We start from the raw sequence: 12,406 nt of genomic DNA on the forward strand, positions 1-12,406 counted from the left end.
AGGGCGTCTCCACGCGGAAGATGGGCAAGGTGACGAGGGCGCTGATGGGCGAGGACGTCTCGCGCTCGACGGTGAGCCGGGTGACGAAGTCCCTCGAAGAGAAGGTGGAGGGCTTGCGCACCCAGCCGCTCACCCAGGCCTTCCCCTACCTCTACCTGGACGCCACCTTCCTGGACGCACGGTGGGCGCGCACGGTGCAGAACGTCTCCGCCCTGGTGGCCTACGGCGTGGGAGAGGATGGGCACCGGCACCTGTTGGCCGTGACTCTGGGCGGCAGCGAGTCGCAGGAGTCGTGGCTGGAGCTGCTGCGCCAACTGCTGGAGCGGGGGCTGACGGGCGTAAGGCTCGTCATCGCCGACGGGCACGCGGGCCTGGCCGCGGCGGCCCGACAGGCCCTGCCCGAGGCGCAGTTGCAGCGCTGCACGGTGCACCTCACCCGCAACGTGCTCGCCAAGGCCCCCTGGAGGCTGCGCGGGAGGCTGGGCAAAGAGACGTCGGCCATCTTCGAGGCGCCCACCCTCCAGGAGGCCAGGAAGCGAATGGAGGCCCTCCAGGAGGGCCTGGGGCGCCAGGTGCCCGAGGCCATGGAGTGCCTGCGCCAGGGCTTCGCCGCCGCCACCTGCTTCTTCGCCTTCCCCAAGGCCCACTGGAAGCGTCTGCGCAGCACCAACGGCCTGGAGCGCCTCCATGGCGAGGTGAAGCGCCGCATCCGGGGTGTCGGTGCCTTCCCTGACCGCGCCAGCGCCCTGCGCCTCATCACCGCTGTCGCCCTGGAAGTTACCGGCGTCTGGGACGACCGCCGCTACCTCGATATGTCCCTGCTGAAGTCAAACTCAGACACCGCTGCATGACCCCGCCAAGGAGCATTCCTCCCCCGAACCCCCTCCGAACCAACTACACACGATTCGGGACTTGACCGGTGGAGGTGCGGGAGCTGGGCAGCGCCGAGGTGCACGCCAACCGCGGGCTCATGTTCCTGCGCGCCCCGGGCGAGCTGACGCAGGCGCAGCGGCAGGAGAAGGCCGGCGCCGAGCTGGCACAGGCCCTGACGGAGGACCCGACCAACGTGAGCGCCGCAGTGCTCGCCACGCAGCTGTCCTCGAACCGCCAGGAGCACCTGGCGCGGGCTCGGGAGCTGGTGAAGGCGCACCCGGAGGACGGACGCGGGTGGGACCTGTTGGCGGAGATGCTGAGCGACCAGGACGAGCCCCAGGCGCTGGAGCAGGCGCGCGAGTCGGCCGCGCGGCTGCTGCCGCACGACGTGCGCATGCTCACCAGCCTGGCCCAGCACTACATGATGACGCTCCAGCCGCAGAAGGGGCTGCCCTCGGCGAAGCGCGCGGTGGAGCTCTCCCCGGGCAATCCGTTCGGGCTCGCGGTCCAGGCCGCGCTGTTCTTCCAGTTGGACCGGTGCGCGGAGGCCGTCGGCTTCCAGCGCCGCGCGGTGGACATGCTGCACGAGGCGTACTCGGCCGAGTTCCGCAAGGACTTGCGCGAGCGGCTCCAGCGCTACGAGGCGAAGTGCGGGGCGGCGGTGTCCAAGCCGGGGCCGTGAAGTTCGGGCCTCGCTGAAGATCCGTGACTTGCCCCACCCCAGCAGAGGAGCAGGCAGGCGGCGAGTGAACCTCCGCTTCAGCCATCCCACCCTGCGCTGGAACCCTGTTTCAAGGATTCCAGCGACTTAGAACGAGGCCTTGCGGGCCTGAGCTGCCATTTGTACTTTTTCTCCGGAGAAAAAGTACAATGGCGACCATGGTCCTCCCACAGCTCGAAGAAGGTCGGGTCTACCGTACCCAGGAATTCGAGCCTTGGACCTCCAACCCTCCCAGGTATGCGAAGGCGCTGGTCGACAAGGGGGTCTTGGTCCCGGTCGCGCATGGTCTGTTCGCCGTCCCCAAGCGCGGCAAGTTCGGTGTGGTGCCACCTACCGATGATGCGCTCATGCGGGCGTTCCTCAAGGACAGCCCCTTCGTGTTCACCGGTCCCGAGCGTTGGAACGCACTGGGGCTGGGAGCGACAGCCGTGTTCGCGGTGCCGCTCGTCTACAACACGAAGCGCTCCGGGCGCGTCGAGTTCGGTCTTCGCCGCTTCGAATTGCGGCGCATTGCCTTCCCCCAGCCGGCGCCCAAGGAGTGGTTCGTGGTGGACCTCTTCGAGAACGCGGAGCAGGCTGGCGCCTCGCGTGCGAAGATGGCCGAGGCGCTGACGCATGCGCTTTCGCGCGGCGACTTCGACCGCGAGCTGCTGAGCACCATGGCCCGGCGCTACGGAACAAGACCGACGCGAGACCTGATCAACACGGCGCTCCGAGCTGACTTCGTTTGAACTTCATTCACGACGACTCCGATTTCGACGACCTGCTCCGAATCGTCGCGAAAGACCGAGGCCTCTCGGTCGCGCTGGTCGAGAAGGATTATTGGGTCACCCACACGCTGTGGGCTCTCCATGCGACGGGATTCCAGGTCTGGTTCAGCAGCGCTCGGGTCACCCCCTTCGTGCATCGGGACATGACGTCCTTCGTGCATGAAGCGCTCGAAGCAAGAGGCCAACTCGGGGACTACGACGACAATCGGCCGAAGGCTGTGCGCTGCGTACACCCGCTCGTCACACTGCTCGAAAAACTCGACGCACTTCAGCGGAGGGCTCTTCACGACGAGAAAGAGCCAGCATCCTTCGTCAGGCATTACGAAGACGCCGCACGAATCATTGAAGCGGAGTCACGGCTGCCGATGCTTCCTGACTATCCCAGCGTGCACGCGCTCGCGTCGGAGATGGTGGCACAGAAGCAAATCATCGAGCCGCCACGACCCGATGCGCCTGCTCTTCAGCTGCCTCCCTGTAAGAGGACGGACGACATCCGAGCAGCACACGAGGCCATCGGTCGGATGTTCTGGGGCTCGAGGAAGACGCTCGATGAAGCGCTGGAAACGATTCGGGCGTGGCTCGAACATACAGGTCTGGGAGCAGCGTCTCCAGACGGCCTTTAGAGGGCAGCTCAGCGCAGGACTCGGCGATGTGGCTCGAGTTGGGCCCGCACGGCGAGCCCGCACCGGAGCGGGGGGCGCATCACCCGTTGGACCTGGGTACACGTCCATTGCTCGACAGCCATCACGGTCGACGCATGGGGCGGCGGCGCGGCACCGGCCGTCGCTACCGTGGTTCCACCTTCAACCCCGAAACTACACCTGCGACTCGCTGCTCGGCATCAGTGGAGGCTCGGTGACGGTGACGTGGAACACGGGCGAGACGTCGCAGCTGTCACTCACCCAGGTCGTCGTTCAAGGTGGCACCACGACGCGGACCACGCAGCAGATCGGCACCGTGGTGTCCGGCAAGTACGCGGGGGCCACGGCGGTGCGGACGCTGGTGTTCGTGGTCGCGGACCTGGAGAACGCCTGCGCTTCTCCGGAGGGGCTCGCCCAGTACACCAGCACGCAGACGCTGGTGCTGACGCTCATCCCCTGACGTGAGGGACGGGCTCCGGGGGTGCACTCCGGAGCCCGTCGTGGGTCAGGCGCGCGAGAAGTCGTGCGCTAGAGGGCCAGCGCCGGCAGACACGCCGTGATGGAGGTGAGCTGCAGCCCACAGCTCCCCAGACAGGGGACGAGACTCAACACGGGAGAGAACTCCACGCAGGTCACGATGCACGCGCGAGCCTCCTCCGTCGCCGGACTCAGGCACGCGACGAACTCCGGGAGCCCGGAGGCCTCGACAGTCGGGGCCTCGGCGGGAGGTGACGGCTCGGGAGCCGCCGTCTCCTCGACAGGGTCCATGGGTCCGCAGCCCACGGCCATCATCAGCACGAACATTCCAGCCAACCGCTTCATCAAACTCATCATGGTGACGCCTCCTGTGTTGCGACGGAGAGCGTCCCAGTCAGCGGAGGGGCTTCACAGTGAGCCCTGGTCCCGAACCCTGTTGACCTGGCTCCAGCCGTTCACCCTCGAGGATGAATCCCCGGTGCGGGTCCACGCAGCTCCCGCACCGGGATTCACCGTGGCGTGCCGCCATCCGCGGAAGAGGAAGGCGCGGTGCCTCCGTCTCGCCACGAGGACGGTACCGACTCCATGGGCGTGCCCCAGGTCGTATCCCCGACAGGGATGTCCGCATCGGGCAGTGACACGGGGCTCCCCGCCTCCGGAGGAAGCGAGGGAGCCGATGGCGCGTCGGGCTCACCCTCGAAGTGACGTCGCAGAACCCGCCCCTCCCTGTCGATGGCGTACCGCACCCCACCATCCAGCATCCGTGGCTCCAGCTTGCAGGCCTCGGGGTTCGCGGAGATGCCCACGAAGAACAGCTCCCCCTGCTTGAGCACGCGATAGCGATAGGACTCCTGCCGGTTCCAACACGAGCGCTCACGCGCCTCTACCGGTAGGAAGTCGTTGGCGGCAATTGACAAGGCTCGCAGCGTCTCGCCGTCCACCGCCGAATACTGCTCCGGCACATCCAACGCATCCGGGAAGGAGACAGACAGGTCCTCTTGGGGCAGGGCCGTGCGTGTCCCCGGGTGGCGTGCGCAGCTGGACACCAGCGCCAGCAACGAGAAGCACAGAAGTCTCATGGCTCGCCAAGCCTGAGGGAGCCCTCCACGAATTGCAATGTCTGTACGTGGCGGGCATCGACCTCCAAGGTCCGATGCCCGCCACGCCTCACTCAGTCACACGAGTGCGTGTGCGTATGCGCGCTGGCCTTGGGGCTCCAGCCCTCGTTGCCGTCCTTCTCGAAGAAGAACTTCGCGCGCTGGCGCTGCCGCGTGCCCACTTCGTTCAGCGTGGCCGCGTCGTACAGCCGCCCGTTCACCATCGTGTAGCGCACCGAGCGGCTGTTCATCAGGTCCTCCAGCGGGTTCCTGTCCAACACGATGAGGTCCGCCAGCTTCCCCTCCTCCAGCGAGCCAATCTCCCCATCCATGCCCAGATAACGCGCCCCACCGAGCGTCCCCGCGCGCAGCGCCTGCAACGGCTTCATCCCTCCCTGGCCAAACATCGACAGCTCCCAGTGCGCCGCCAACCCCTCGCGCTGTCCATGCGCGCCGAGCTGCACGTTCACCCCCGCCTCGTTCAGCTCCCGCGCCGTCCGCGCCGCGTCGAAATGGTTCATCTCGTCGTCCGGCACCATCGTCCGCCGACGGCTGCGTGAATCCACCACCCGCCGCGGCACGAAGGACAACAGCCGCTCGTCCTCCCAGACGTTCGTCTTCTGATACCAGTAGTTCTCACCCCAGTTGCCGCCATACGCCACCCCCAACGTCGGCGTGTAGCCCGTCCCACTCTTCCCCCACAGCTGCTTCACGTCCGCGTAGATGCGCGCCACCGGAATCGCGTGCTCCACACCCGTGTGCCCATCCACCACCATCGTCAGGTTGTGCTGCAACAACGAGCCACCCTCGGGCACCACCAGCATCTCCAGCTCCCGCGCCGCCTGGAGCACCTTCTGCCGCTGGTCCCGCCTCGGCTGGTTGTAGCTCTTCACGCTGAAGGCCCCCATCGCCTTCATCCGCCGCAGGTGCGAGCGCGCATCGTCCAGCGTCTCAATCGGCGCGCGATACCCCACCCCGGCCGCGCCATACAGGATGGTCCCCGTCGAGAAGATGCGCGGCGACACCAACGCCCCCGCCCTCCCCAGCTCACTCGCCGCGAACACCTCCTCCGACGAGTTCGACGGGTCATGCAGCGTCGTCACCCCGTACGCCAGCGACGACGCCTGCACCCAGCTCTGCTCCGGCATCAGCCCATCCACCCCCATGGCCCCATGCCAGTGCACGTCCACCAGGCCCGGCATCAACGTCTTGCCCTTCACGTCGACCACCTTGGCCCCCGCCGGCACCTGCACCTTGCCCACCGGCCCCACCGCGACGATGCGGTTGCCCTTCACCACCACCACGCCCTGCTCGAGCACCTCGTCACCCTTCATCGTGATGACGCGCCCACCCACCAGCGCCAGCGTCCCCTCCGGCACGTCCGCCTTCACCAGGAACGACAGGTCCACGCCCTTCTCCGGCACCGGCGGCAGCTTCTCCGGCGCCCCGTCCACGAAGGTGAACGCCTGCTTCAGCTCCCGCGTGAACAGCTCCGGCCCCAGCGCCCAGTGCAGCCCCTGGCTGTTGCCCGCCCAGTGCAGATACTCACCCGCGTCGCGGCTCACCTTCGCCACCGGCAACGCCTTCGCGTCCGGCCCCACCACCGCCGCCTTCGCCCCCTTGGGGAACGGCGTGATGAACGCGTTGAAGTTCTCCCGGAACGCCACCCACCGCTCGTCCGGAGACACCTTCAGCTCCGTCGCCTCCGCGCTCGTCACGTGCGTGCGCTCCTGGCTCCCATCCAGCCCCACGCTCTTCAACGAGCGCACGTCCTCCTTCTCCTTCGACTCCTCATGCAGGAAGTACACGCGGTCCGAGCGCACACCGAAGTGCGGCTGCTCTCCATCCCGCGCCAGCCTGCGCGGCGTGCCTCCCGCCACCGGCTGCACGAACAGGCCCGTCTCCCGGCTCCACTGCCCCGGCATCAGGTAGCCATCCCCCGACGCGCGATACACCAGCGACTTGCCATCCGGGCTCAGCGCCGGCTCCACGTAGTAGCCCGGCCGCGTCGACACCACCTTGCCCTCACCGCCCGTGGCCGATACCACGCGGATGGCGCCCAGCTTCTCGTCGTCCCACGTCGTGTAGACGATGGAGCGCCCGTCCCGGGAGAACGACGGGTAGAACTCCAGGTGGTCCTCCTGCTTCGTCAGCCGCTTCGGCGTGCCCCCCGGCAGCTCCTTCACGTAGAGCTTGCCCAGCGACTGGAACACCACCCGGTCCCCCTTCGGAGACACCTGCACCCAGCGCAGCATCTTCGTGTTGAAGCGCTCCGGCGCCACCGCCCGCGGCGAGCGCACCGCCTCGAAAATCGTGCGCGTGCCCTTCACCCGGAACGGGATGGGCGTCACCTGCTTCGTCGCCACGTCGATGCGCTGCAGCTTGCCGCCCGCCCAGAAGACAATCGCCTTGTCGTCGCGCGTCCACGCCAGCGTCGGGTACACGCCGTGGATGGCCCACGTCTCCTGCATGTCCCGGTCGAGCCCGTCGTACAGCGGGCGCTCCGCCCCCGACGCCACGTCCGTGACGTAGAGCACCGTCTTCGTCCTCACCCGGCGGATGAACGCCAGCTGCTTGCCGTCGCGAGACGGCGTCGGACGGATGGAGCCTCCCGGCCCGGTGACGAAGGGGTCGATCTCCTTCGTCTCCACATCCAGCCGCTGGATGGCGTAGATCTCCCCGTTGGGGTCCTTGTTGTATTCGAACGTCCGGCCCGGCGTGACGTCCTGGCTGAAGTAGACGTAGCGGCCATCCGGGGAGAACGCCGGCTCGCCCAAATCCTTCTGCTCGTTGGCGCGCTCGGTGAGCTGCACGCCCTCGCCGCCGGAGCGGTGATACATCCACACCTCGCCCGCGCCCAGCGAGCGGCGCGCCGTGAAGTGCTTGCGCGCGACGATGAACTGTCCATCCGGGCTCCACGCGGGGCTGTTGAGCAGGCGGAACTTCTCCTGCGTCACCGCCTTCACGTCCGAGCCATCCCGCTTCATCACCCAGATGTTGTCGCCCCCGCCCCTGTCACTCGTGAAGGCGATGGACTTCCCATCCGGGCTGAAGCGCGGCTGCATGTCCCAGGACACGCCCGAGGTCAGCGCTCTCGCCTCGCCTCCCGCCAGCGGCAGCACGTAGATGTCGCCCAGCAAGTCGAAGACGAGCTCGTCCCCGCTGGGGCTCACGTCCACGTTCATCCACGTCCCCTCGGAGACGTCGATGGACACCTGCTTCGCCGGGAACCCGGGAGCGTCCACCTTCCACGCGTCCTTGTCCTTGTCCTTGTCCTTGTCCTTGTCGGCCTTGGGGGACTCGGTGTCGGACGGGGCGTTGGGGTCCACCTCCACGGCGCGGCCGGCCTCACGGGCGGCGTCATCCTTCTTCACCGGGATGGGGGGCGTGGGGTCCTGCCGGGCGGCGGGAGGCGTCTGCGCGGGCTGCGCGGCGACGAGCGCGCCCGGGACGAGCAGCAGGGCGCAGAGAGCGGAGGTCAGTCGTTTCACCAGAGGTCCTCGTGTGGGGGGACTGTGCGAGACACGGCCTTGCGGGGCGCCACACTATCCGGCTCCCCGGGGACACGCCCGGCGCGACGTGAACAGGGGGACAGCCGGGCCTCTTCCTGAGCGGCCGCGGAGGGCTCGACGCGATTCGTCACGCGCCATCCCGGGACGTTTCTGTTATCCGCATCCTCATGTCGGACGACTTCAAGCTTCCCGAAGACAAGGCCGGGCGGATGGAGCGCTGCTCCCTGTTCTACTCGGACATCGTTCCCCACAACCACGCGCTGGGTCTGAAGCTCGTGGACGTGGCCCCCACCGAGGCCACCGTCGAGCTGCCCTACGCGGACTTCCTCGTCGGAAACCCGGAGACGGGCGTCATCGCCGGAGGCCCGGTGACGACGCTCATCGACGCGACGTGCGGCACCGCCGTCATGCTCCGGCTGGGACGCCTGACCCCCATGGTGACGCTGGACCTGCGCATCGACTACCTGCGCCCCGCGCGTCCCGGCGTCAGCCTCACCGCCGTGGCCGAGTGCTACCGCACCACGCGCCAGGTCGCCTTCGTCCGAGCGCTGGTGCATCAGGGCGACAAGAACCACCCGGTGGCCTCCGCGCAGGGCACCTTCATGCTGACGGAGGAATGACTTCCATGAATGACACCAAGCCCTCCTCCGCCATCGCCGAGCTGGTCCTCGAGGTGCGCAAGACGCGCGAGTACAGCCGCCTCACCGACGCCATCCCCTACACGCGCTTCATGGGCATCGGCGTGGAGAACCTGGCCGGCGAGATGATGTGCCGCATGCGCTACCAGCCCATGCTCATCGGCAACAGCTTCCTGCCCGCGCTGCACGGCGGCACCCTGGGCGCGCTGCTCGAGTCCGCCTCCATCTTCGAGTTGCTCCTGAAGACGGAGACGCCGCGCGTGCCCAAGGTCATCTCGCTCACGGTGGACTTCCTGCGCTCGGGCAAGCCGCAGGACACGTTCGCGCGCGCCATCATCACCCGGCAGGGCCGCCGCGTGGCCAACGTGCGCGTCGACGCCTGGCAGGACGACCGCACCCGCCCCATCGCCAGCGCGCACGCCCTGTTCCTGCTCGCCGAGCCCTGACCCCAGCCTTCGTCCGTCCGGCCGTCGTGCCCTGGCCGCGCCTGCTTCGCCGTCGCCACCTTCGAGAGGTTCGGTTTCGCACTTCTCGGAGGCAGGCGATGAAGCGATGGAGCGGTTGGATGCTGGTCGGCTCGCTGGTGCTGGGCGGCGCCGCGGGCGCACAGGATGACGATGTCGCCACCCAGAATGGCACCGGTGACAGTCAGGGAATGATTCGCATGGGCGAATCGGAGGCCATCGACCACGGTGAGGACCTCCAGAAGCTGGGGGATGAACAGCCCGGCACGGGCGGCTCGGGGCAGGGCGACGCCCAGGCGGCGAAGTGGATGCAGCGGGGCCTGTTGCCCGTGCCCACCGAGGAGAAGGCGTTCCTGGCGGAGTTGCACCACGCGAACCAGATGGAGGTCCAGATGGGACGGCTCGCCCAGAAGAACGGCGAGTCCCAGGCGGTGAAGGACTTCGGCGCGCGCATGGAGCGCGAGCACGGCCAGGCGGACGAGAACCTGCTGGCGTATGCGAAGTCGAAGAACCTCACGCTCGAGGAGCCCAAGGCGGACTCCACGCTCGCCCAGGCGATGCAGGAGGCCGAGCACGCGACGATGAAGAAGCTGGAGGCGCTCCAGGGCACCCCGTTCGACCGCGCGTACCTGGCCGACATGGTCGGGGACCACGACATGGACATCGCCAAGGTGATGGCCGCGCAGCAGCAGTTCGCGAGCAACACGTCGCTGAAGGCGCTGCTCGACAACCTGCTGCCCCAGCTCCAGCAACATCGTCAGGCCGCGTACCGGCTGCTCGGGCAGGAGACGCCGCGGCAGGCGAGGCAGGCCCCTCGCGGCGCGCGCTGAGTGACACCGTGCTTCAGTCGCGGGTGACGAGCGGAGTGCAGGTTAGATTCAGCCTAGAGGGCCTGTCTTTCACGCCGCTAGTTTACTCGCCTGCCCCCCTAGCACATAGATGAGCCTAGCTATGTAGGCTGGGGTAGATGGCAGAGCCCTCGTTGATGCACCAAAATGTCAGCCCTATTTGGTACATCAGAAGCTCGGAGCTTCTTCTGTCATGGCCGCACAATCCGCCCTGTACCTCGCAGGTAACTATAGATCTTCTGTATTCAGACCCAGGGAGACATTCGATGAGTCCCTACCTAAAAAAAGATGGTAAACGAAGAGAAGAGCTTGTTCGCATGTGGAACGAACTAGGGCCCCTACCCTGCTCCGTCATTGCCTCCAATGAGTCATTCCCCAGACCAAGGGACAATCAGGCTCTGACGCGTAACACGAGCACCGAGCAACCAGATACATAGCTTGCTGTAGGTGAAGCTGCCTACTAGACGCCCGGGCTTACGCTCTTCAACTCGCTTGGCCTTTATGCTCTAAGGCGTCTTGAATGAGAAGGGCGTCTCCCACCACCGTGCTGAGGAAGAAGCGCTGGCGCCTCCCACCATCAGGACTGGAGTGCCAGGTGGTGTGGCCGCACTCCGAGAGGATCCGTCAAATCGACGATGCCTGGCCCAAGCTTCGGCTGAAAACCGATCTCTCCGCCCAGTGGCGCTGGAATGATATTTGCAAGAGGGCCAAGGAATTCTTCGTCGTGGAGTCCGGCAATAAGGAGAATCTTGGTATTTGGTCTTCAAATAATCCGACTTGCGAAGTAGAAGGCCAGAAATTCTATGTACTTAGCAAGTTGGAGGTCTCTCCTAACCATCGAACTGCCGGGGTAGGACACCTTTTAGTGACGATGTGTGCTCTACGGGCTACCGAACTCGGTTGCTCGGGTGTGCTCCTTGCGGCTGGCTCCGAATTGGAGCACTTTTATGGGGCCATCGGTGGTGTAAAGAGGGTTGTCAAGAACTGGATAGCTCCACGCGAGTTGGACTCGTGGGTTTTCGAAGGAAACGGGTTTCATCAATTGAAGGAGGACAACGATGAGTTCTTACTTGAAGAAGGACAGTAAGCGTCGAGACGAACTCGTTCGTCTTTGGTCCAGCCTTGGCCCACTCCCGAGTGCAACACTCGCCTCTGATGAACCTCGCAGCGAGGCTGCAGTCAGGCCCACGGAGACGTGCGTTTCCAGCACGACAGGTGTGCGCCCAACAACCCGGCTCGTGGGTGCTGCGTATGAAGTTTTGCTCATTAAAACGGAAGAGCGAGCCCCATCCTATGCGCCATCCCTGCCTCGTGTTCGAAGGGTAGCGGACTTACTTGCCAAGCTTGAACAGCTAGAGAAACAAGTTTCCGATATAAGCGACACAATAGAATCAGCTCAAATCCGTCATGGATGAATCGGATCAACACGGAAGTACAAAACTCTCGGGACTAAAATTATCAACGGAGGTTAAGACCGTCCTCCGCGATATCCAAGCCGAGGTTGCTGAGCAGTATAAAGAGAACTTCGTAGCGATGGTGCAGGCCATGCAGCACCAAGCCTCAGCAATCTCAAGAATGCAGGCGACTTTGAGTGTACTCATAGAGGCAATCAAGCCTGATTTGCGGCATACTCTGCCTGCAGCTATCGGCATAGCAGACGGGAAAGAGCATGCAGACATTGCACATGCACTGATCGTCGCTGACCCTATTGGCGCAGGCTTTACGTTGAGCCAAGCGGCTCTTGCGGAAGCACTTGGATTAAAAGGACCAGAAGTATCTATCCTTGTTCGGGGCTTTAAGCTGAATGAGGATGAAGAATGCGCCGTAGTTGTTCGACGAGGTAAGTCTGGACAGATTGCAAACTATCACCCTCGTACGATTCAACGATTTCGTGAATTAGTTGATCGTCCACCCAAGAACCTATCGCAGCTTGAACAAGACACGCTTCGTCGAGTTCGCGCAAAGCTTCCTCCCTTAGCCAAGACCAAGTCTGACTCATAATTCCCATGACAGGGCGGGAGCATTGATGGCCCGTACTTCATCAGTCGCGGGTGATAGACACGGTGTAGAGCTTTCGCTCTCCGTCGCGGGTCCACACCAGCAGTTGGCCCGCGCCGACATCGAGCGGTGTGAGCAGCAACACGCCGGGCTCCGACTTGATGTCGACCAGGTCCGTGCGACCGATGGCGATGCGTGAGAGTCCCTCGATTCTCAGCTCGCGCGGCGTGCCCATCACCATGGGGAAGAACGTGTTGCCGCCCGTCCTCCTCGCCTCCTCGACCTGCGCCATGAAGGTCGCGTCCTGCACCGATGGTGGCGGCTTTGTGCCCGGCTTCCACCAGAGGGCCCCGGCCCCGCCCAGCAC

General features: G+C 65.4%; 14 protein-coding genes. 10 read left to right on the forward strand and 4 right to left on the reverse strand.

What is annotated here, in order from left to right:
* The 5 genes from FL311_RS34175 to FL311_RS34195 form a co-directional block, all read left to right on the forward strand.
* A partial coding sequence (locus tag FL311_RS34175) for an IS256 family transposase (protein ID WP_141331885.1) occupies nucleotides 1-851 on the forward strand: 851 nt, incomplete at its 5' end.
* A 68-nt stretch (nucleotides 852-919) separates the two neighbouring features.
* Nucleotides 920-1,555 (forward strand): hypothetical protein, encoded by a 636-nt coding sequence (locus FL311_RS34180; RefSeq protein WP_194869470.1) that lies wholly within the window; start codon nucleotides 920-922, stop codon nucleotides 1,553-1,555.
* 188 nt (nucleotides 1,556-1,743) lie between these two features.
* Complete coding sequence (locus FL311_RS34185) at nucleotides 1,744-2,325, forward strand: hypothetical protein (protein ID WP_141331886.1); 582 nt, start codon at nucleotides 1,744-1,746, stop codon at nucleotides 2,323-2,325.
* The gene (locus tag FL311_RS45590) at nucleotides 2,322-2,987 is read left to right on the forward strand and encodes a hypothetical protein (RefSeq protein ID WP_228557278.1); all 666 of its coding nucleotides are present in this window, start codon (nucleotides 2,322-2,324) and stop codon (nucleotides 2,985-2,987) included. Before FL311_RS34185 ends, FL311_RS45590 begins: the two co-directional genes overlap by 4 nt.
* A 232-nt stretch (nucleotides 2,988-3,219) precedes the next feature.
* A complete protein-coding gene (locus tag FL311_RS34195) occupies nucleotides 3,220-3,465 on the forward strand; it encodes a hypothetical protein (protein WP_141331887.1) in 246 nt (81 codons plus the stop codon).
* 68 nt (nucleotides 3,466-3,533) lie between these two features.
* Here FL311_RS34195 and FL311_RS34200 read toward each other — a convergent pair whose 3' ends face one another.
* The 3 genes from FL311_RS34200 to FL311_RS34210 form a co-directional block, all read right to left on the reverse strand.
* Nucleotides 3,534-3,839, reverse strand: coding sequence for a hypothetical protein (locus FL311_RS34200; RefSeq protein WP_141331888.1), 306 nt, complete (start codon nucleotides 3,837-3,839; stop codon nucleotides 3,534-3,536).
* 152 nt (nucleotides 3,840-3,991) lie between these two features.
* The gene (locus tag FL311_RS34205) at nucleotides 3,992-4,561 is read right to left on the reverse strand and encodes a hypothetical protein (RefSeq protein ID WP_141331889.1); all 570 of its coding nucleotides are present in this window, start codon (nucleotides 4,559-4,561) and stop codon (nucleotides 3,992-3,994) included.
* A gap of 92 nt (nucleotides 4,562-4,653) precedes the next feature.
* Entirely contained in the window at nucleotides 4,654-8,070 is a 3,417-nt protein-coding gene (locus FL311_RS34210) for an amidohydrolase family protein (RefSeq protein ID WP_141331890.1), read from the reverse strand.
* Nucleotides 8,071-8,300: 230 nt separating this feature from the next.
* Between FL311_RS34210 and FL311_RS34215 the strand changes: the two genes are divergently transcribed.
* The 5 genes from FL311_RS34215 (at nucleotide 8,301) to FL311_RS34235 (ending at nucleotide 12,042) form a co-directional block, all read left to right on the forward strand.
* Nucleotides 8,301-8,711, forward strand: a complete 411-nt coding sequence (locus FL311_RS34215; protein WP_228557279.1) for a PaaI family thioesterase — start codon at nucleotides 8,301-8,303, stop codon at nucleotides 8,709-8,711.
* A 5-nt stretch (nucleotides 8,712-8,716) separates the two neighbouring features.
* On the forward strand, nucleotides 8,717-9,175 hold the full coding sequence (locus FL311_RS34220; RefSeq protein ID WP_194869471.1) for a PaaI family thioesterase: 459 nt from the start codon (nucleotides 8,717-8,719) through the stop codon (nucleotides 9,173-9,175).
* A gap of 98 nt (nucleotides 9,176-9,273) precedes the next feature.
* Nucleotides 9,274-10,023: a DUF4142 domain-containing protein gene (locus FL311_RS34225; protein WP_141331893.1), complete on the forward strand. Its 750-nt coding sequence runs from the start codon at nucleotides 9,274-9,276 to the stop codon at nucleotides 10,021-10,023.
* Between the two features lie 538 nt (nucleotides 10,024-10,561).
* Nucleotides 10,562-11,128: a GNAT family N-acetyltransferase gene (locus FL311_RS46350; RefSeq protein ID WP_141331894.1), complete on the forward strand. Its 567-nt coding sequence runs from the start codon at nucleotides 10,562-10,564 to the stop codon at nucleotides 11,126-11,128.
* A gap of 320 nt (nucleotides 11,129-11,448) precedes the next feature.
* Entirely contained in the window at nucleotides 11,449-12,042 is a 594-nt protein-coding gene (locus FL311_RS34235; protein ID WP_141331895.1) for a hypothetical protein, read from the forward strand.
* A 40-nt stretch (nucleotides 12,043-12,082) separates the two neighbouring features.
* Here FL311_RS34235 and FL311_RS34240 read toward each other — a convergent pair.
* Nucleotides 12,083-12,406 (reverse strand): pilus assembly protein N-terminal domain-containing protein (locus FL311_RS34240; RefSeq protein ID WP_228557280.1); only part of this gene is annotated, 324 nt, incomplete at its 5' end.

The organism is Myxococcus sp. AB025B (assembly GCF_006518215.1).
GTDB lineage: Bacteria > Myxococcota > Myxococcia > Myxococcales > Myxococcaceae > Myxococcus > Myxococcus fulvus.